This window comes from Bacteroides sp. D22 (assembly GCF_000163675.1).
Lineage (GTDB): Bacteria > Bacteroidota > Bacteroidia > Bacteroidales > Bacteroidaceae > Bacteroides > Bacteroides xylanisolvens.
On the sequence record NZ_GG774850.1, the window covers coordinates 1 to 2,297 of the forward strand.

The window sequence follows — 2,297 nt, forward strand, 5'->3', positions numbered from 1 at the left end:
AAAACACACCAGCCACAAGCCCTGAAAGGGCGGAACTGTATACAATTATGCCCTTTCAGGGCGCAAATTCAGATTGTCGTTTTTACGTAGGGCGTTGCCCTACGCTATATAATTAAGCCCTTTCAGGGCACTCCGCAAAATTATCATTTATTGACCTACCTATTTTTATCCTACAATGTTTTATTTCTCAATTTTTAATTCTCAATTCTTAATTTATCATTACCTTTGCCACACTAACTAACATTACGTAATAAAATAAGAAACTTATGGCAACACCTCCGTTTAAGTATCAGCCCATGTTTGAAAAGGGAAAAGATACAACTGAGTATTATCTGCTTACAAAAGACTATGTATCAGTAAGCGAGTTTGAAGGAAATCCCATCCTGAAAATTGAAAAAGAAGGTTTGACTGCGATGGCTAATGCTGCTTTTCGTGATGTATCATTCATGCTTCGTCGTTCGCACAATGAACAAGTTGCTAAGATTCTGAGTGATCCGGAAGCAAGCGAAAACGATAAGTATGTGGCGTTGACTTTCCTGCGCAATGCAGAGGTTGCTTCAAAAGGCGTACTTCCATTCTGCCAGGACACCGGTACTGCTATTATCCATGGTGAAAAGGGACAGCAGGTATGGACTGGATATTCTGACGAAGAAGCGCTTTCACTGGGCGTATATAAAACATACACTGAAGAAAACCTGCGTTATTCACAGAATGCGCCTCTGAATATGTATGATGAGGTAAATACCAAATGTAACCTCCCTGCACAGATTGACATCGAAGCTACCGAAGGTATGGAATATGAATTCCTTTGTGTAACAAAAGGTGGTGGCTCTGCCAACAAGACATATTTGTATCAGGAAACAAAAGCGATCCTGAATCCCGGTACATTGGTTCCGTTCCTGGTTGAAAAGATGAAAACATTGGGGACAGCCGCTTGTCCTCCTTATCACATCGCTTTCGTAATCGGTGGTACTTCTGCTGAAAAGAACCTGTTGACAGTGAAATTGGCTTCTACTCATTTCTATGATAACCTGCCGACTACCGGAAACGAATATGGTCGTGCATTCCGCGATGTCGAACTGGAAAAAGAAGTATTGGCAGAAGCTCACAAGATTGGGTTGGGGGCACAATTCGGAGGTAAATATCTTGCTCACGATGTACGCATCATCCGTCTGCCTCGTCATGGTGCATCTTGTCCGGTAGGTTTGGGTGTATCTTGCTCTGCCGACCGTAACATCAAATGTAAAATCAATAAGGAAGGTATCTGGATTGAGAAACTGGATTCAAATCCGGGTGAACTGATTCCGGCTGAACTGCGTCAGGCAGGTGAAGGTGATGTTGTGAAGATCGATCTGAACCGTCCGATGCCTGAAATCCTGAAAGAACTGACTAAATATCCGGTTGCTACCCGTCTGTCATTGAACGGAACGATTATCGTAGGTCGTGACATCGCTCATGCTAAACTGAAAGAACGTTTGGACCGCGGTGAAGACTTGCCACAATATATTAAGGATCATCCTATTTATTATGCTGGTCCGGCAAAAACTCCGGAAGGCATGGCGTGTGGCTCTATGGGCCCTACTACGGCAGGACGTATGGACTCTTATGTAGAACTGTTCCAAAGTCATGGCGGTAGCATGGTGATGTTGGCAAAAGGTAACCGTAGCCAGCAGGTGACAGATGCTTGTCAGAAATATGGTGGTTTCTATCTTGGTTCTATCGGAGGTCCGGCAGCTATCCTTGCACAGAACAACATCAAGAGCATTGAATGTGTGGAATATCCGGAATTGGGAATGGAAGCTATCTGGAAGATCGAAGTAGAAAACTTCCCTGCATTTATCTTGGTAGATGATAAGGGTAACGACTTCTTCAAACAGTTGAAACCGTGGAATTGCAAAAAATAATCGGTTGATACCTGTTGGGATAAAACTATAAGAAGAGGCTGTAAATGCCTTGAATTAATAGGGATATTCCTAAAATAATAAAATTTAAGGCAACTAATTCATTGCGAGTTAGTTGCCTTTTTTGTATCTTTAAGCATTCCCCCCAAAAAACGGTTTGACGGCCAAAACGGGGGTAATTAAAAATAAAAACACATGGTAAAGATACAAAAAATCTCAGAAATCGAACCTTGTTTAGGTTTTACCGAGTTCGATATGCTTAAAAAATATCGTCAAAGTTTTGCAACGAGTGAATTAGGTCGCCTCCATTCTCTGTTCCCTTTCTCGGAACTGGCCCGACAAATGCATTTGAAGTCCTCTCCTTTTGGGCGTAAAAGTTATTTTTCTCCCGAAGGT

Annotated in this window: 1 protein-coding gene and 1 pseudogene; both read left to right on the top strand. The window is 42.3% G+C overall.

Going from position 1 to position 2,297, the window contains the following annotated elements:
* Positions 1-266 precede the first annotated feature (266 nt).
* On the top strand, positions 267-1,904 hold the full coding sequence (locus tag HMPREF0106_RS00195) for a fumarate hydratase (RefSeq protein WP_004306525.1): 1,638 nt from the start codon (positions 267-269) through the stop codon (positions 1,902-1,904).
* 192 nt (positions 1,905-2,096) lie between these two features.
* A pseudogene (locus HMPREF0106_RS00190) lies at positions 2,097-2,297 on the top strand (DDE transposase); the annotation flags it as partial.

Excerpts from the sequence above, each read along its gene's own strand:
- HMPREF0106_RS00195 (WP_004306525.1), top strand. The coding sequence starts at position 267 with ATGGCAACACCTCCGTTTAAGTATCAGCCCATGTTTGAAAAGGGAAAA.